Origin of the sequence: Pseudomonas sp., from assembly GCF_049653025.1 — a bacterium.
GTDB lineage: Bacteria > Pseudomonadota > Gammaproteobacteria > Pseudomonadales > Pseudomonadaceae > Aquipseudomonas.
Map to the genome: position 1 here is coordinate 232637 of NZ_JBASFM010000016.1, position 17492 is coordinate 250128.

Annotated in this window: 17 protein-coding genes and 1 pseudogene; 14 read left to right on the plus strand and 4 right to left on the minus strand. The window is 60.7% G+C overall.

What is annotated here, in order from left to right:
• The first annotated feature begins 64 nt into the window (after positions 1-64).
• Positions 65-328, plus strand: a complete 264-nt coding sequence (locus WBK23_RS12890) for a hypothetical protein (RefSeq protein WP_424484339.1) — start codon at positions 65-67, stop codon at positions 326-328.
• Between the two features lie 82 nt (positions 329-410).
• The gene (locus WBK23_RS12895; protein ID WP_424484340.1) at positions 411-1259 is read left to right on the plus strand and encodes an outer membrane protein OmpK; all 849 of its coding nucleotides are present in this window, start codon (positions 411-413) and stop codon (positions 1257-1259) included.
• Between the two features lie 134 nt (positions 1260-1393).
• Here the strand turns inward: WBK23_RS12895 and WBK23_RS12900 are convergent, their stop codons facing one another.
• Both WBK23_RS12900 and moaA read right to left on the minus strand, forming a co-directional pair.
• On the minus strand, positions 1394-2215 hold the full coding sequence (locus WBK23_RS12900) for a transporter substrate-binding domain-containing protein (protein WP_424484341.1): 822 nt from the start codon (positions 2213-2215) through the stop codon (positions 1394-1396).
• 77 nt (positions 2216-2292) lie between these two features.
• On the minus strand, positions 2293-3285 hold the full coding sequence (moaA, locus tag WBK23_RS12905; protein ID WP_424484342.1) for a GTP 3',8-cyclase MoaA: 993 nt from the start codon (positions 3283-3285) through the stop codon (positions 2293-2295).
• A gap of 217 nt (positions 3286-3502) precedes the next feature.
• Between moaA and WBK23_RS12910 the strand changes: the two genes are divergently transcribed.
• The gene (locus WBK23_RS12910) at positions 3503-4147 is read left to right on the plus strand and encodes a TetR/AcrR family transcriptional regulator (RefSeq protein ID WP_424484343.1); all 645 of its coding nucleotides are present in this window, start codon (positions 3503-3505) and stop codon (positions 4145-4147) included.
• A gap of 100 nt (positions 4148-4247) precedes the next feature.
• On the opposite strand, the gene WBK23_RS12915 is transcribed toward WBK23_RS12910, so the two are convergent.
• Complete coding sequence (locus WBK23_RS12915; RefSeq protein WP_424484344.1) at positions 4248-4688, minus strand: GlcG/HbpS family heme-binding protein; 441 nt, start codon at positions 4686-4688, stop codon at positions 4248-4250.
• Positions 4689-5025: 337 nt separating this feature from the next.
• On the opposite strand from WBK23_RS12915, the gene gcl reads away from it, so the two are divergent.
• From gcl to WBK23_RS12945, 6 genes are all read left to right on the plus strand, one after another.
• Entirely contained in the window at positions 5026-6801 is a 1776-nt protein-coding gene (gene gcl, locus WBK23_RS12920; protein WP_424484345.1) for a glyoxylate carboligase, read from the plus strand.
• Between the two features lie 57 nt (positions 6802-6858).
• Complete coding sequence (gene hyi, locus WBK23_RS12925) at positions 6859-7641, plus strand: hydroxypyruvate isomerase (protein ID WP_424484346.1); 783 nt, start codon at positions 6859-6861, stop codon at positions 7639-7641.
• Positions 7642-7667: 26 nt separating this feature from the next.
• The gene (locus WBK23_RS12930) at positions 7668-8558 is read left to right on the plus strand and encodes a 2-hydroxy-3-oxopropionate reductase (RefSeq protein ID WP_424484347.1); all 891 of its coding nucleotides are present in this window, start codon (positions 7668-7670) and stop codon (positions 8556-8558) included.
• Positions 8559-8748: 190 nt separating this feature from the next.
• Entirely contained in the window at positions 8749-10035 is a 1287-nt protein-coding gene (locus WBK23_RS12935) for a glycerate kinase type-2 family protein (RefSeq protein WP_424484348.1), read from the plus strand.
• On the plus strand, positions 10032-11447 hold the full coding sequence (pyk, locus tag WBK23_RS12940) for a pyruvate kinase (protein WP_424484349.1): 1416 nt from the start codon (positions 10032-10034) through the stop codon (positions 11445-11447). The genes WBK23_RS12935 and pyk overlap by 4 nt, the downstream gene beginning before the upstream one ends.
• Before the next feature lie 217 nt (positions 11448-11664).
• Positions 11665-12624 (plus strand): urea transporter, encoded by a 960-nt coding sequence (locus tag WBK23_RS12945; protein WP_424484350.1) that lies wholly within the window; start codon positions 11665-11667, stop codon positions 12622-12624.
• Between the two features lie 71 nt (positions 12625-12695).
• On the opposite strand, the gene WBK23_RS12950 is transcribed toward WBK23_RS12945, so the two are convergent.
• Positions 12696-13556: a lipopolysaccharide kinase InaA family protein gene (locus WBK23_RS12950; RefSeq protein WP_424484351.1), complete on the minus strand. Its 861-nt coding sequence runs from the start codon at positions 13554-13556 to the stop codon at positions 12696-12698.
• Positions 13557-14095: 539 nt separating this feature from the next.
• Between WBK23_RS12950 and WBK23_RS12955 the strand changes: the two genes are divergently transcribed.
• The 5 genes and pseudogenes from WBK23_RS12955 (at position 14096) to WBK23_RS12975 (ending at position 17468) form a co-directional block, all read left to right on the plus strand.
• Positions 14096-14581 (plus strand): hypothetical protein, encoded by a 486-nt coding sequence (locus tag WBK23_RS12955; protein WP_424484352.1) that lies wholly within the window; start codon positions 14096-14098, stop codon positions 14579-14581.
• A 73-nt stretch (positions 14582-14654) separates the two neighbouring features.
• Positions 14655-15314 (plus strand): annotated as a pseudogene (locus WBK23_RS12960) (histidine kinase dimerization/phospho-acceptor domain-containing protein); the annotation flags it as partial.
• Between the two features lie 61 nt (positions 15315-15375).
• A complete protein-coding gene (locus tag WBK23_RS12965) occupies positions 15376-15831 on the plus strand; it encodes a sensor histidine kinase (RefSeq protein WP_424484353.1) in 456 nt (151 codons plus the stop codon).
• A 116-nt stretch (positions 15832-15947) separates the two neighbouring features.
• A complete protein-coding gene (locus WBK23_RS12970; protein ID WP_424484354.1) occupies positions 15948-16826 on the plus strand; it encodes a sensor histidine kinase in 879 nt (292 codons plus the stop codon).
• Positions 16827-17051: 225 nt separating this feature from the next.
• Entirely contained in the window at positions 17052-17468 is a 417-nt protein-coding gene (locus WBK23_RS12975) for a response regulator (RefSeq protein ID WP_424484355.1), read from the plus strand.
• Positions 17469-17492 lie beyond the last annotated feature (24 nt).

Sequence of the window (17492 nt, forward strand, 5' to 3'; positions counted from 1 at the left end):
GACAGAGGCCCGTGAAGCCTCGTGCAAGCCCATGACCATATAAGAACAACTGGCAGGCTCTGACATGACCACCCATCACACCCCGCGCACCCCAGCTCCGTCTGCGGTTGGCAACAAGCAAATCGACCCAGCGGTTGATCGCACCCCCATACGTTTTGCCGCGCCTCGCCTGCCCTTCTTCAGCAGCGCCACGCGAACCGTTATCCGGTTTATCCAGAGCGCCGTTGTGCAGCGCCGCATGGCACTGCACCAGCCAGCGCAGGCCAGCCAGCCTGATTCGCTGTACAGCGCCCTGCATCAATTCAATTCGCCGCAACGACCCCGTTGAGGAATCAACCTATTTACCTGTTCGTCCCTGCGGTTCGCCGCAGGGCTGAAAAACCTTGTAAGTCCACAATAAGGAAAACGTGATGAAACTGAAGCACCTGCCCCATTGCATCGCCCTCGCCACCGGCCTGTTCGCCGCCCAGCACGCAGCTGCAGAAGGTGGTCCACTGCTGTGGCAAAACAACAGTCTATCGGCCCTCTACGGAGAGAATTTTGATGGCCTGAACTTCAACGCCGAAGAGCAAGACGAACAAGCCACCCTTACTTTTGAACACGCCAGCGGCTGGGTATGGGGGGATATCTTTGCCTTCTACGATTACGTCGATGCTGACAACCTTCAGTCACGCACCGGCGACTTCGGTAACGAAAAAGACAACTTCTATTACATGGAAATTAATCCACGGGTGAGCCTAAGCTGGCTGACCGGCGAGAAGTTGGCTGTAGGCCCGGTAAAAGACGTTTTAGCAGCCTTCGTCTACGAACATGGTAATGGCGGTGCTGGCACTGAAAATTATCTTTATGGTGTCGGTGTGGACTGGGATGTGCCTGGTTTTGCCTTCCTGCAAACCAACCTCTATCACGTAAAAATCAACAACAACGTATTCTTCGCCGATCCAAGCAGCAACGGTGACGCTGTCCAGCTGACCGTAGCCGGTGCCTATCCATTTGCCCTCGGCAATCAGGACTTCGTCATCGACGGTTATGTTGACTGGCGCTCTCCTTCAGAAGACGCAGGCAGCCAGACCTCGGTTGGCTCTTCGATCCAGGTCAAGTGGGATGCCGGTAAAGCCCTGTTTGGCGAAGGCAAAAAGCTGTACGTCGGTACCGAGCTGAACATGTGGCACAACAAGTACGGTGCCAAGCCATTCGACGGTAGCGAAGATGGTTTCGACCAGACCGCGATGCAGGCGCTGGTGAAGTACCACTTCTAAGTGGAACTCGTGTCTGCCGGGTAGGCGGCAGCCACGCAAAAGGGGATGGCCAAACAGCCATCCCCTTTTTTATTGCCCAATAAAAAGCCGCCCTGAGAGCGGCTCTTGTATAACTGCGCTACACGCCTGCGTCGTTATTGCACCCGGGCTTCCTTGAGCTTCTGCCGCTCCAGAAAGTCCAACTTCCACTGCTCCAGGCCGATGCGATCGGCGTCCAGATTGGCCTCGACCCGGTACTGGCTCTTCAACGCGGCAACCTCGCTCTGATGGTCCAGCAGGAAGCGATCAAAGCGCTTCAGGAACTCGCTGTGTTTGATGGTCGACAGGTGGAAGCTGCCACGGTTGTGCGGCAACTTGGCATCGAACACTAGGGCACCCGGGCGGGCACGGATGTTGTCCAGATAGTGGGTGGCCACCACCACGTTGAAATAGGCCCCGTCGGTGTCCTTCTTCAAGGCCTGACGAATCATCTGGCGCAGGTCATCGCTATAGGTCAGCTCGATCTTGCCGGCATCGATACGCTCCTGATAGCCCCAGGGCGTCCAGCCGTTGACCATCGCCAGGCGGCTTATCTGATCAATCGACTGGCCCTGCCGCTGCGGCGCAACCAGCACACCGTCGACGTAGTTGACCACCCCTTGGCTGTAGCTCACTGCCTTGCCGGCTTTCTGCGCCTGCGCCCAGGTGTCACTGTCCGGGTATTTGAAGTCCACTTCGCCATTGAGCAGCGCCGGCAGCAACTGTTCAACCGGCAAAACCTTGTAACTCAGTTCGACCCCGCTCTTGGCCGCAAACAGGTCGAACAGGTCGCGGGCAAAGCCCTGGTACTGGCCCTGCGCATCGATGCTGTAGTGCGGCGCGAACGCCAGTTTCTCCACACCGATCACATAGCTTTCAGCGCTGACACTGGTGGAACAGACAAGGGCGAACAAACTGCAGACGTGTGAATGCTTCACAGCAAACCTCCTGACAAGTTGTGTGGTCGAAGCGAACGGGAGAGGCCACTGGGCGTGGCGCTGGAATCGAGCAGCGTTTAGCCGCCGGTCATGCTCATAAAACGTACTACCTGCACCTGGGCATCGGTCTCGAAATGGTGACGCTCGGGCTTTAGTTGCAAGGCTTGCATCAAGGCATCTCGCAGGCGCTGGCTGTCGCCGGGATAAGCGCGCATCAGGCCCTTGAGATCCAGGGCATTTTCATGCCCCAGGCACAGCACCAGTTTGCCTTCGGCGGTCACCCGCACGCGGTTGCAATCGCCGCAGAAGTTGTGGCTGTGCGGCGAGATAAAACCGACCTGAGTGTCGCTGCCGACCACCTGCCAGTAGCGCGACGGCCCGCCGGTCAGCTTGCTGCTGCGCACCAGGGCATAGCGCTGCTCGATGCGCTCACGCACCTCGTCACTGGAGCAGAAGGTCTGCTCGCGCTGGTGGCTGGAAATGCTGCCCAGGGGCATCTCTTCGATAAAGCTGATGTCCAGGCCTCGGCCCATGGCGAACTCGACCAGGTCGAGCACTTCATCGTCGTTACGGCCTTTCTGCACCACGGCGTTGAGCTTGATCTTGCGAAAGCCCGCGGCGCGCGCCGTGTCGATGCCAGCCAGCACCTGGTCGAGCTTGTCGCGGCGGGTAAAGGCGGCGAAGCGTTCGCGCTGCAGGGAATCAAGGCTGACATTCAGGCGCTTGACCCCGGCCGCACGCAGTTGCGGGGCCAGCTCAGCCAGCTGCGAGCCATTGGTGGTGATGGCCAGGTCTTCCAGCTCCGGGCGCTCGCCCAGACGGGTCAGCAGGCTCAGGAGGTTCTTGCGCACCAGTGGTTCGCCACCGGTGATGCGGATGCGTTTGACCCCGAGGCCGATAAACGCATCGGCCACGTTATACAGTTCTTCCAGGCTGAGAATCTGCTCGCGCGGGGCGAAGACCATGTCCTCGCTCATGCAATAGGTGCAGCGAAAATCACAGCGATCGGTAACCGATAACCGTAGATAGGTGATGCGCCGACCGAAGGGGTCAACCAATTGACTGTTCAAGACGTGTCTCCTGGAGCTCAACGAGCCGAGACTTTTTGTTATGAATGCATAAGACGAGATAGAAACAGAAAAATTAAATTTTGTATACAACAACTTGACTAGCGAGTCAGCTAGTCTCGCCAGAGCCCATGGCCGTTCGCTTGAGCGTCGCGCAAGGCCGGTGCTACCATGCCCGACGCTGCCCAGCGACGGGCGACCGACAGAAGCACAGAGGCTTATGACCAGTATTCGCGAGCGTAACAAAGAGCTGATTTTACGCGCAGCCAGTGAAGAGTTCGCCGACAAGGGTTTTGCCGCCAGCAAGACCAGCGATATCGCCGCCAAGGCCGGGGTGCCCAAGCCCAACGTCTACTACTACTTCAAGTCGAAAGAAAACCTCTACCGCGAAGTGCTGGAAAGCATCATCGAACCGCTGCTGGAAGCCTCGGCCCCGTTCAATCAGCCCGGTAAGCCGGCCGACGTACTGCGCGCCTATATCCGCTCGAAGATCCGCATCTCCCGCGAGCTGCCTTTCGCCTCCAAGGTGTTCGCCAGCGAGATCATGCACGGCGCACCGCACCTGTCCGCCGACCAGACCGAGCAGCTTAACGCCCAGGCCAAGCACAATATCTCCTGCATTCAACGCTGGATCGACCAGAGCCTGATGGCCAAGGTCGACCCGCATCACTTGCTGTTCAGCATCTGGGCCGCCACCCAGACCTACGCCGACTTCGATTGGCAGATCTCCACCGTAACCGGCAAAACCAGCCTGGACGAAGCCGACTACGAAGCTGCCGCACAGACCATCATCCGCCTGGTGATCAAGGGCTGCGAGATCGACGAAACCCAAGTCAGCCCATCGGAGCGGGTCAGCAACGCCTAAGCGCCCTTTTCCCCGCTACAAAAAAACGGTGGATGACCCCAGGTCATCCACCGTTTTTTTGTTCTGCGCTGCCGGAAGCTTTCCCGGCGCATCGAGCCGATTAGGCGACTATGCCAGCGTCGGCTTTCAGCCCTACCGATTCCACCGCATTGATCGCGCACTGCTCATCGATATCCGAGGTGTCACCGGTGATGCCAACGGCACCGATCACCGCGCCGCGCTCATCACGAATCAGCACACCACCCGGTGCCGGCACCAGCTGACCGTCGGCCAGATTGTTTACCGCGCCGATAAAGGCCGGACGCTGCTGAGCGTCGGCGGCGATCAGGCGTGAACCCTTGCCCAGCGCCAGCGCGCCCCAGGCCTTGCCAATGGCGATTTGCGGGCGCAACAGGCTGGCCCCGTCCTCACGCTGCAGGCTGATCAGGTGGCCGCCAGCGTCCAGCACCGCCACGGTCAGCGGCGCAGCGGAAATTTCCCGACCGACTGCCAGGGCGCGATTACTGATGGTGGTGGCGATTTGCAGATTCAACGTACTCATGTTGGGTCTTCCTCGATGCTGATAAATCCTACGAAACACCCGGCGCTGCGCCGCCTACAGGGCGATTGACAGCGGCCGGGCAATCCAAAGCTCAACGTCACTATCTCACCAGAAACAAAAAACTCAATAGAGGGATACAATACAAACAGTACTTGTATACAGTTATGCGAGCACTTATCCGCAGCAGATCAAGCACCCCAGCTAAAACGGTTGTTTTAAAAGATTTCTGCCAGACAGCGCCTCGACAACAAAACGTGTTGACCAGAAGGTCAGGCCATGAATAGAATCCAAACCAGCTGTTTTGTATACAATCTGATAACAAACGAGGCACAAGACAATGGCCAAAATGAGAGCAATCGAGGCCGCCGTACTGGTGATGCGCCGCGAAGGCGTTGACACTGCGTTCGGCATTCCCGGCGCCGCCATCAACCCCCTGTACGCTGCACTGAAAAAAGTCGGCGGTATCGACCACGTCCTGGCTCGCCACGTCGAAGGTGCCTCGCACATGGCTGAGGGTTATACCCGCACCAATGCCGGCAACATCGGCGTGTGCATCGGCACCTCCGGCCCAGCTGGCACCGACATGGTTACCGGCCTGTACTCGGCATCCGCCGACTCCATCCCGATCCTGTGCATCACCGGTCAAGCGCCGCGCGCCCGTATGCACAAGGAAGACTTCCAGGCCGTCGACATCACCAGCATCGTCAAGCCGGTGACCAAGTGGGCGACCACCGTGATGGAGCCTGGCCAAGTGCCGCGCGCCTTCCAGAAAGCCTTCTATGAAATGCGCAGCGGCCGCCCAGGCCCCGTGCTGATCGACCTGCCGTTCGACGTGCAGATGGCCGAGATCGAGTTCGACATCGACGCCTACGAACCCCTGCCGCTGGCCAAGCCAGCTGCAAACCGTGTTCAGGCTGAAAAAGCCCTGGCCATGCTGAATGACGCCGAGCGTCCATTGCTGGTCGCCGGCGGCGGTATCTTCAACGCCGACGCGGCCGAGCAACTGGTTGAGTTCGCCGAGCTGACCGGCGTACCGGTGATCCCGACCCTGATGGGCTGGGGCGCGATTCCTGACGACCACAAGCTGATGGTCGGCATGGTCGGTCTGCAGACGTCGCACCGTTACGGCAACGCCACCCTGCTGGAATCCGACCTGGTATTCGGTATCGGTAACCGTTGGGCCAACCGCCACACCGGTACCGTCGATGTGTACACCGAAGGCCGTAAGTTCATCCACGTTGATATCGAACCGACCCAAATCGGCCGCGTATTCAACCCGGACCTGGGCATCGTTTCCGACGCCCGCGCCGCGCTGGATGCCTTTATCGCCGTGGCCCGCGAGTGGAAAGCCGCTGGCAAGCTGAAAGACCGCAGCGCCTGGGTCGAATCCTGCCAGCTGCGCAAGCGTACCCTGCAGCGCAAGACTCACTTCGACAACGTGCCGGTCAAGCCGCAGCGCGTTTACGAAGAGATGAACGAGTTCTTCGGCAAGGACACCTGCTACGTCAGCACCATCGGTCTGTCGCAGATCGCTGGCGCGCAGTTCCTGCACGTGTACAAGCCGCGTCACTGGATCAACTGTGGCCAGGCCGGTCCCCTCGGCTGGACCATTCCGGCGGCACTGGGTGTGGTCAAGGCTGATCCGACCCGCAACGTGGTGGCCCTGTCCGGCGACTACGACTTCCAGTTCATGATCGAAGAACTGGCTGTGGGCGCGCAGTTCAACCTGCCGTACATCCACGTGGTGGTGAACAACTCCTACCTGGGCCTGATCCGTCAGTCGCAGCGCGGTTTCGAGATGGACTACTGCGTGCAGTTGGCCTTCGAGAACATCAACGCACCGGAGATCAACGGTTACGGCGTCGACCACGTTGCCGTGGTGGAAGGTCTGGGCTGTAAGGCCGTGCGCGTATTCGAGCCGAACGACATCCAGGCAGCATTGGCCAAGGCCAAGGCACTGATGGAAGAGTTCCGCGTACCGGTGATGGTCGAGATCATCCTGGAGCGTGTCACCAACATCTCCATGGGTGTCGAAATCAACGCGATCAACGAGTTCGAAGAACTCGCCGAACGTGGTGCCGACGCCCCGACTGCGATCTCGCTGCTGGATTGATGCAACCAATCCCCTCTCCCGCTTGCGGGAGAGGGGAGATAAACAAAGGAGCACACCATGCCCCGTTTTGCCGCCAACCTGTCCATGCTGTTCACCGAAGTGGACTTCCTGGAGCGTTTTGACGCCGCCGCCGCCGCTGGCTTCAGCGGTGTCGAATACCTGTTTCCGTATGACTTCGCTGCCGAAGTGATCAAGGCACGCCTGGATGCCAACCGCCTGGAGCAGGTGCTGTTCAACCTGCCAGCCGGTGACTGGGCCAAGGGCGAGCGCGGTATCGCCTGCCACCCCGACCGCGTTGAAGAGTTCCGCGCCGGCGTGGACAAGGCCATCGCCTACGCCAAGGTGCTGGGCAATAAGCAGATCAACTGCCTGGCCGGCATCCGCCCACAAGGCCTGGATTGCGCCACCGTTGAAGCGACCTTCGTCGACAACCTCAAGTTTGCCGCCGGCAAGCTCGAAGCTGCGGGCATCAAGCTGGTCATGGAAATGATCAACACCCGCGACATTCCGGGTTTCTACCTGAACACCACCAAGCAGGCGCTGGCCATTCGCGACAAAGTCGCCAGCAGCAACCTGTACCTGCAATACGACATCTACCACATGCAAATCATGGAAGGTGACCTGGCGCGTACCGTCGAGGCCAATCTCGCCGTGATCAACCATGTGCAGTTGGCCGACAACCCGGGCCGCAACGAGCCGGGCACTGGCGAGATCAACTACCGCTTCCTCTTCGAGCACCTGGACCGTATCGGTTACCAGGGCTGGATCGGCTGTGAATACAAGCCGGCCACCACCACCGCTGCCGGCCTTGGCTGGATGAAAGCGCACAACGCAATCTGAGCCCCACTCTTTAGGAGAGCACTCTCATGGTAAAAATCGGATTTATCGGCACCGGCATCATGGGCAAGCCTATGGCGCAGAACCTGCAAAAAGCCGGGCACACCCTGTTCTTCTCCGAGCACTTCGAGAAGGCTCCTGCTGACCTGATTGGCGACAACGGCATCGGCCTGGCCAACCCGCGCGAAGTGGCGCAGGAAGCCGAATTCATCATCGTCATGGTGCCGGATACCCCCCAGGTTGAAGACGTGCTGTTCCGCAAGGACGGCATCGCCGAAGGCGTTGGCGCAGGCAAAGTGGTCATCGACATGAGTTCGATCTCCCCTACCGCCACCAAGGTCTTCGCCGAGAAGATCAAGGCTACTGGCGCTGCCTACCTCGACGCGCCGGTATCTGGCGGTGAAGTCGGTGCCAAGGCGGCTACCCTGTCGATCATGATCGGCGGTTGCCCGAATGCCTTCGAACGCGCGCTGCCGCTGTTCCAGGCCATGGGCAAGAACATCACCCGCGTCGGCGGTAACGGTGACGGCCAGACCGCCAAGGTCGCCAACCAGATCATCGTCGCCCTGAACATCCAGGCCGTGGCCGAAGCCCTGCTGTTCGCCGCCAAGAACGGCGCCGATCCAGCCAAGGTGCGTGAAGCACTGATGGGCGGTTTCGCCGGTTCGAAGATCCTTGAAGTGCACGGTGAGCGCATGATCAAGGGCACCTTCGACCCAGGCTTCCGCATCAGCCTGCACCAGAAGGACCTCAACCTGGCCCTGGCCGGCGCGCGCGAACTGGGCCTTAACCTGCCCAACACCGCCAACGCCCAGCAAGTGTTCAGCACCTGTGCGGCCATCGGTGGCAGCAACTGGGACCACTCGGCGTTGATCAAAGGCCTGGAGCACATGGCCAACTTCAACATCCGTGGTGAGTAAGTAACAGGTTTCAGGGCGGGGTCAGCCGCCTTGAAACAACCCTTTCGATCTGTCCGGCAGGCGGTGTCACGGCCTGCCTGCCGGATGGGTCGATTCTAGTGCGCAGCGTCTTGCCCCAGGGCGCTGCGCACTAGAATCGAACTTGCTTCAGTAATAAAAAGTTGCTCCGGCCATAACAAGAGAGATCGCCATGTCCATCGATCCGTCTATCAATCCAACGTCTCTGCTGCGCGAGCTGTTCGCCAGCGCCATCGACGCCGCCCATCCGCGCCAGGTGTTGGCTGACTACCTGCCGGAAGATCGCAGCGGTCGCGTTATCGTCATCGGTGCCGGAAAAGCCGCCGCCGCCATGGCCGAAGTGATCGAGCAGGAATGGCAGGGCGACGTCTCGGGCCTGGTGGTCACCCGTTACGAGCACGGCGCTAACTGCAAGAAGATCGAAGTGGTCGAAGCCGCCCACCCGGTGCCGGACGATGCCGGCGAACGCGTGGCGCGCCGCGTGCTGGAGTTGGTCAGCAACCTCAGCGAAGACGACCGGGTGATCTTCCTGCTGTCCGGCGGCGGCTCTTCCCTGCTCGCCCTGCCCGCGGCAGGGATCAGCCTCAAGGACAAGCAGGCCATCAACAAGGCGCTGCTCAAATCCGGCGCGTCGATCGGCGAGATGAACTGCGTACGCAAGCACCTCTCGGCGATCAAGGGTGGTCGCCTGGCCAAGGCCAGCTGGCCGGCCAGCGTCTACACCTACGCGATTTCCGACGTGCCGGGCGATGAAGCCACGGTGATCGCCTCCGGCCCGACCGTGGCCGACCCGACCACCTCGGTCGAAGCCCTGGCGATTCTGGCCCGCTACAGCATCGAGATTGCACCCAACGTGCGCGCCTGGTTGCAGAGCCCGGCCTCGGAAACCGTCAAACCCGGCGACCCGTGCCTGGCCCGCAGCCATTTCCAGCTGATCGCCCGCCCGCAGCAATCCCTCGACGCCGCTGCCGCCAAGGCCCGCGCAGCCGGTTTGCCGACCCTGATCCTTGGCGATCTGGAAGGCGAATCGCGCGAAGTGGCCAAGGTGCATGCCGGTATCGCCAGGCAGATCGTCCTGCACGGCCAGCCGATCAAGCCGCCCTGCGTGATTCTGTCCGGCGGTGAAACCACCGTCACCGTGCGCGGCAATGGCCGTGGCGGTCGCAACGCCGAATTCCTCCTCAGCCTGACCGACAGCCTCAAGGGTCTGCCGGGTGTCTACGCCCTGGCCGGTGACACCGACGGCATCGACGGCTCGGAAGACAACGCCGGGGCGATCATGACGCCCGACAGCCATGCCCGCGCCCACGCCCTGGGCTTGAGCAGCAGCGATGAGCTGGATAACAACAACGGCTACGGCTACTTCGCCGCCCTCGATCAACTGATCGTCACTGGGCCGACACGTACCAACGTCAACGATTTTCGCGCCATTCTGATCCTTGAGGATTCTGCCCAATGAAAGCCGACAAGAAAGTAAAGATCCTCGCCACCCTTGGCCCAGCGATCAAAACCATCGACGACATCCGCCAGCTGGTGGAGAACGGGGTCAACCTGTTCCGCCTCAATTTCAGCCATGGTGAACACGCCGACCACGCCCAGCGTTACAACTGGGTACGTGAAGTCGAAAAGCAGCTGAACACCCCGATCGGCATCCTCATGGACCTGCAAGGGCCGAAGCTGCGCGTTGGCCGCTTTGCCGAAGGCAAGGTCAACCTCGAGCGCGGCCAGAGCCTGCGCCTGGACCTCGACAGCACCCCGGGCAACGCCCAGCGGGTCAACCTGCCGCACCCGGAAATCATCGAGGCGCTGCAACCCGGCATGAGCCTGCTGCTCGACGATGGCCGCCTGCGCCTGCAAGTCACCGCCAAGCACAGCGACGCGGTGATCACCGAAGTGATTGCCGGCGGCGAGCTGTCCGACCGTAAAGGCGTCAACGTACCGGAAGCCGTGTTGCAACTGAGCCCGCTGACCGAGAAGGATCGCCGCGACCTGAGCTTCGGCCTTGAGCTGGGCGTGGACTGGGTCGCGCTGTCGTTCGTGCAACGCCCGGAAGACATCATCGAGGCGCGTGAGCTGATCCAGGGCAAAGCCTTCCTGATGGCCAAGATCGAGAAGCCGTCTGCGGTCATTCACTTGGAAGAAATCGCCAAGCTGTGTGACGCGATCATGGTTGCCCGCGGTGACCTGGGCGTGGAAGTACCAGCGGAAAACGTGCCGCGCATCCAGCGGGACATCATCCGCACCTGCCGCCAGCTCGGCAAACCGGTGGTGGTGGCCACGCAGATGCTCGAATCGATGCGCTTCTCCCCGGCACCGACCCGCGCCGAGGTTACCGACGTGGCCAACGCCGTGGCCGAAGGGGCCGATGCGGTGATGCTCTCGGCGGAAACCGCCTCCGGCGACTACCCGCTGGAAGCCGTGCAGATGATGAGCAAGATCATTCGCCAGGTGGAAAACGGCCCGGACTTCCAGGCCCAACTCGACGTCAGCCGCCCGCAGGCCGAAGCCACCTCTTCCGACGCGATCAGCTGCGCGATCCGCCGTATCAGCACCATCCTGCCGGTGGCCGTACTGGTCAACTACACCGAGTCGGGCAGCTCCAGCCTGCGTGCCTCACGCGAGCGGCCGAAAGCGCCGATCCTCAGCCTGACCCCGAGCCTGGATACCGCACGCCGCCTGAGCGTGGCCTGGGGCGTGTACTCGGTGGTCAACGAGCGCCTGCACAAGGTCGAGGACGTGACCCGCACCGCACTGGAAATCGCCCGCTCTGCCGGCCTGGCCAGCACCGGTGACACCGTGGTGATCACCGCCGGCGAGCCGTTCGGCCAGCCGGGCAGCACCAACAGCCTGCGCATCGAAACACTGCACTAAGACCAGTAGCCCGGCCGCAGCCGGGCTACTCCTATACCAGCAGGGCGGATAAGCACACAGCCGCATCCGCCCTGCCCCCGAGCAACACTGCTCCCACGCTGGCATTGCCAGTTTGTAGGCACCTCTCGGTATTCCCGACAGGTGCCTCTTTTTATTCTGGCCGTCGCGATGCGACGTGAAAAATTGCTCCCGGTAATTTTTATTCAGGTTCGTCTGTATGTCGCCATCACCGCTGCCCGCCCACGCCCTGCAAGGCTTTCGCGCCTTGCTCAATGGCTTCAGCCAGATCTTTCTGCAAAGTCATCCCGGCTGCGGCCTGCTGGTGCTACTGGCGATCGCCCTCGGTGCGCCGCAGTTGCTCGGCGGCGCGTTGCTCGGTGGGCTCAGCAGTACGCTGACGGCGCAACGGCGCGGCTACGCCAAGGCAGATATCGCGCAGGGGTTGTATGGCTACAACGGCATCCTGCTGGGCATGCTGATCAGCCTGCAATTCAGCTGGTCGGCCTTGCTGCCGTTGCTGATCATCGTCAGCGCGGGCCTCTCCAGCCTGATGCTGGCCGCCTGGATGCAGCGCACCCGTGAGCGCCACTGGCTGCCCGCCTTTACCTTCCCATTTATCCTGCTGAGCTGGCTGCTGTTGTGGCTGGCTCCGGCCCTGCAGCTAGAGTTTGCGCTGGCCGTGCCAAGCCCAGCGCAGCCGCTCGACTGGTGGGCCAGCCTGATCGCCATGGCGCGCGGCTTGGGCCAGGTGATTTTTCTCGATCAGCCGTTGGCCGGCGTCTGTCTGCTAATCGGCCTGCTGCTGGCCGATCGGCGCGCGGCCTGCTGGGCGCTGCTGGGTTCCACCGGCGGCCTGGCCTTGGCGCTGTATCAGGGCTTGCCGCAACACGGCGCGCTGACCGGCCTGTATGGCTATAACGCCGCCCTGGCCGCGATCGCCCTGAGCCAGGTGCACCGCCGCCCTTGGCTGCCACTACTTGGAATCGGTCTGGCGTTGCTCCTGCAGCCCGGCTTTAGCGCCCTGGGCCTACCGGCGCTGACCATGCCGTTTATCCTCACCTGCTGGCTGATCAGCGCCAGCCAACGCTTGCTGCGCAAAGCGGCAGCCGACTGTTCGCCGCTACCACCCAGCGCTGGCAAAGCTAAACCCCGGAATCAGCGCGACAAAACGCCTTAGGTCGATTTATCCAACAGATACCGCGCTAGCAGAGCCGACAGATAGACATCTGTTTAGAGCCCCCCATCGCTCTACAATTTCGCGCAAAACGCTTGCTGGGCCGCAGCCGAGGTCATAACCGAGTAGCGCGTGGTGCGCCCGACCTTGTGGTCGCGAAAACGCAAGTAGACGGGATCAAACAGGTTGCGCTTAAGTTCCGGATGGGCTCGGCGTAGGTAACTATCACTCAGTTGGTGGTAGCGCTCCTTACTGATAAAGCGCTGGAACCAATAGGTGTAGAAATAGCCGTGAAGAAAGCCCAGTGCGAAGTTCGACTCCAGCACTTGGTGCGCACAGCATTCGAAGTCGATCAGGCGCAACTGTAGATCCGGCCCAACCAGGATATTCTTCGGGTGCGGATCGAGATGGCAGAACCCAAGCGCCAGCATGCGGCTAAACAAAGCAAATATCTGCTCCAGTAAGACCTCGGCCTGTTCTGGATGGCTCTGCAACCGCTTGTCGACATCACAATGGTCGGCGAAGAAGTTCACCAGCAAGTATTCCTCTTTGAGAAAAAACAACCTACGGGTGCAATATCCATAGGCGGCCACTCGTGGGACAAAGTCAGCAGCCGGGCTAATTCGCTGCAAATTGATAAATTCGTTGGTCAGGTCATGCAGGCCATAGCTCTTCTTTCTGCCGAAGAAGTTGGTTAGCTGCTTTTTCCAACTGGTCAGGTGGTTGTACTTGAGCACCCACTGCTGCGTACCTTCAAGAAGATAAACACCGCGAGTTTCCTCTAGCGGATCGAGGGTTTGGCAGTTTTCCGGCGCATCGAGAAAAACCTGCAATGCGGCCTCTATAGCGGGGAACTGATCGCATGCGATCAGAAACTGATTGCGCTGCAATTTCGCCCGGACAAATCCTTTACTGATCGATTTAAGGTGAAACATGTAACATCCTTGTGATGTAGTTCATTACTTTTATTTACAAGTTACAGAATCAAAATGCGGCGCGCATTAGAACACATGGCGACTAGCCACCAACTAGCGTCCACGTGACAGGCATCAGAGATTAGTCCCACCCAGATTTGCCCAAGCGTTCTGCTTGCGCACTCGAGAATGGTCGTTTATCGCGCTCGCTTGGCATCGAGGTCAGCTCAAACAGGTTGTTGCTGCGCCGCTGGTTGCACTCTTCACGGGCATGGCAGCGAAGACCAAGCACAGTAGTTGTCACACAACCAAGGCAGAATTAACACCCGAAGACAACCGTTCGGCAGGTCTTACTTGTTTCTAGTTGTCGGTCCTCGACACCGCCGCGCACTCTGCAGCTAGACTGGTACTGATCATAGTTGGCGGAAACTCAGGCACTTCAACCTGAGTTCGCTCGAAATCGGGTGTTCAAAAGTGCTCCACGGGTCAGACGGTTCACTCTGACAGCGACGAAGACGATGCCTTGCGGTCTCGTTCACTATTGCAGGGAGGCATAGCAGATGACGGACAAAAGCAGGGTTTACGCCGTGTCCGCTGCCGTGCCCCCGAAGAATGGCACTGTCTCGGCTGACGCTTTCCCCCAGAGCTTGTTTGTCGGCGGCTATGAGATGGGCGCGCTCATGCGCGAGATGAGCTGGTCAAAAATCAAGCTCGGCCCAATCGAAACCTGGCCAAACAGTCTCAAAACCATGCTCGGCGTGGTGCTCTGCAGCCGCTTCCCCATGCTGCTGTGGTGGGGTCCCGAGCTGCTGCATCTGTACAACGACGCCTACCGTCCGATCCTGCGCGACAAACACCCTGCGTCCCTTGCCAGCCCGGCCGCGCAGATCTGGCCGAGATCTGGGACGTTGCCGGGCCCATGGCCAAGGGTGTTCTGGAAGGTGGCGGCGCGACCTGGACCGAGGACCTTCAGCTCTTCATCAATAGCGGGGCGTGACCGAGGAGACCTATTTCACCTTTTCATACAGCCCAGTGCCTGGAGATGACGGCCGGGTTGGCGGCCTCCTCAACACGGTGCAAGAAACCACCGTCAAGGTGCAGAGCGAACGGCAGATCCGCATGCTGCACGATCTGGCGGCGCGCGCCACAGAGGCGAAATCCACAGACGAATCCTATCGCATTGCAACCGAGGTCCTGGCAGCCAACGAACTGGATATCCCATTCGTTCTGCTCTACGCCCTGAACGAGAAGGCAGATGCTGCATCACTAGCCAGTGCAGGCGGCTGGACGGACTACGCGGGGCCGGCCACAGCGCCCCACTTGTCGATTTGCGAAGATACGAGCGGCAGCGCATGGCCACTTGCGGCGGTTGTCCGCAGCGCCCATGAGTGGGTTGTCGACGACCTCAGCACGCGCTTCGGGCCGCTACCCACTGGCTCCTGGGGCGCGCGGCCCGAACGCGCGATCATGCTGCCCATCCTCCAGGCTGGCCAGTCGACGCCCTTAGCAGTACTGATCTTGGGCATCAGCCCACACCGGGGCTTTGATGAGCGTTATCAGCGCTTCTTTCATGCCACGGCCGACCAAGTCACCAGCATCATTGCCAATACCCACGCCACCGAGCAGGAGCGCAAGCGGGCCGAGAAGCTGGCCGAGCTCGATCGATCGAAGACCACATTCTTCGCCAACATCAGCCATGAGTTCAGAACCCCACTCACGCTCCTCCTCGGGCCGCTGGAAATTCTGCTGTCCGAACCGGCCCTTGCGCCCGAGGCGCGCGAGCGGCTGATGCAGATGCAGCGCAACGCGCTGCGCATGCTGCGCCTGGTGAACGCGCTACATGGACGCGGGGCGGTACTCCGCGCGCTTCGCGCCGACCGATCTAGCCCGCGACACCGCCGATCTGGCGAGCGCTTTCCGCTCGGCGCTGGAGAAGGCAGGGTTGTCCTTCACGGTCGACTGCCCGCCCTTGCCGACGCCGATCGACGTGGATCGCGACATGTGGGAGAAAGTCGTCATGAACTTGCTCTCAAACGCACTCAAGTTCACCTTCGAGGGCGGCGTGAGTGTGCACGTCGCGCCCACCCAGGGCGGCGCGCGGCTGACGGTCAAGGACAGTGGCACAGGCATTTCAGAGGCCGAACAGTCCCGCCTGTTTCAACGTTTCTATCGGGTCGAAGGTGCGCGCTCACGCACCCACGAGGGTACCGGCATCGGCCTGGCCTTGGTCAATGAGCTGGTCCAGCTGCACGGCGGCGAGATCCATGTCGTCAGCGCCGCGGGCAAAGGCACGTAACTCACGGTCACCCTGCCAGGCGGACGCGAACATCTGCCGCCGCAGCACGTGGTCGAATCTGCCGACACCGCGGCAGTCACCCGAAACGTGGCGGCCTATCTTGACGATGCGCTGCAATGGCTGCCGTACAAACCTCCCCCGTGGCCTCGACTGTGACCAGAAGCAACGCCTATGTACTGGTCGCTGACGACAACGGCGACTTGCGCAATTTCCTCGTCAGCCTGCTGGCACCCCATTACGAGGTACAGGCCGTGGCCGACGGCCGCGAAGCGTTGGCGGCCGTTCAGCAGAGGAAACCGGACCTGCTGTTGAACGATGTGATGATGCCCAATCTCGATGGCCTGGGCCTGTTGCGCGCGCTGCGCGAAGACCCCGAGACGGCTACGCTGCCGGTGATTCTGCTGTCGGCGCGCACGGGCCAGGAAGCCTCGCTCGAGGGCCTTTGCGCTGGTGCGGACAAACTGTTCACCTCGCAGGAACTACTCGCCCGGGCGCGCACCCATCTCAACATGGCGCAAGCGCGCAACGAGCTGAATGCCGAGCTGATGCGCGCCAACGAGGAGCTGCAAGCCTTCAGCTACTCCGTTTCCCATGACCTGCGGGCACCGCTGCTAGCCGTCGATGGGTTTAGCGAAATATTTCAGGAACACTGCGCAGCGCAACTCGACGACAAGGGGCGGAGCTATCTGGACAAGATCCGCTCTTCCGCGCAGCGAATGGGCGAATTGATCGACGATTTGCTGCAACTGTCGCGCGTGGCCAACGCCGACCTCGAGCGCAATCCAGTCGACCTCTCCAGCCTTGCGCAAGCGGTCGGCGAAGAGCTGCAGCGCCGCAATCCCGCGAGCGGTGTCAGCCTCGTGAGTCAGGAGGGGTTGAGCGCGACGGCGGACAGCCGGATGTTACGCATTCTGTTTGAAAATCTGCTCGGCAACGCCTGGAAATTCACGGGCAAGGCAGCGACACCAATGATCTCGGTCGGAACGGCACGATGAGGGTGAAGTGTTTTTTGTCCGCGACAACGGTGCCGGTTTCGACATGAGCTATGCGAACAAGCTGTTTCAACCCTTTCAGCGACTCCACCAACAGGACTAATTTCACGGAACTTGAATCTGAACGGGAATCGTTCGCCGGATCATCGAGCGCCACGGCGATCGCGTGTGGGCGGAGTCTTCTGCCGGGCACGGTGCCACATTCTTCTTCAGTATTCCCTTGCCATCATGAACACTAGCGCACCCGACACTCTGCTTGCTGAAGACAGCCCCACCACGGCTGAGCTATTCCTTTACGCCCTCGAAGCCAGTACCACGGGAGTGACCATCCGGGTCGTGGGCGACGGCGTGGAGGCCCTGGATTTTCTGTTTAGCATTGGCAGCGCCCTGCCGCGCTTGGTGCTGCTCGACCTTAATATGCCGAGGCTCGGCGGGCTTGGGGTGTTGGAGCGGCTGCGCGCCGATGAGCGCACACGGGCGCTTCCGGTCGTAATCCTGAGTTCATCCGAGCAAGAGTCAGACGAGCAAGAAGCCTATCGGCTGGGTGCCAATGGCTACATCATGAAGCCCAGAGAGCTCAAGGAGTCTTGCGCTGTGATTGCCCAGATCGAGCGCGACTGGCTGAGGCCACATCCACCAGAATGACCCTGCAGCACCCCGCTAACGGGC